Source organism: Bradyrhizobium sp. Crot121, assembly GCF_059512385.1.
The window spans coordinates 1-358 of the sequence record NZ_JCAMOR010000501.1; the positions used below are offsets into that span (position 1 = coordinate 1).

Consider the following 358-nt stretch of genomic DNA (forward strand, 5'->3'; position numbering starts at 1 on the left):
TGTGAAGGCACGAACGCGGACAATCCAGATAGATGATTATTCAGCTCACCTAGCGCCACTTCAACCGCAGGATGCATCCGATCATAAATGGTGTCGATATCCGGATTAGTCGCAATTGACTTGAGTGTGACGTGAGGCATGGTTTTATAGATGAAGCCCCCTTTCAATCCCTCATGCGGATAGCGAAGCACGAAATAATCGTAGCTAGCAGTCATCAACCGCTGTTTTGCCAATGTTACGGCAACGCGGGACGTATCGCAGGTGATCCAACGACGACCACCTTTCTCGGCAACGAGAGCGGTCGTGCCCGAACCGCAGGTTGGGTCAAACACCAGATCACCTGGATCAGTGGTCATCA

The 358-nt window shown here is 51.4% G+C and carries 1 protein-coding gene; it reads right to left on the reverse strand.

What is annotated here, in order from left to right; all coding sequences use genetic code 11:
* The coding region (locus AC5ZGW_RS47665) for a DNA methyltransferase (protein ID WP_496114340.1) at nucleotides 1-358 on the reverse strand (358 nt) is incomplete at both ends.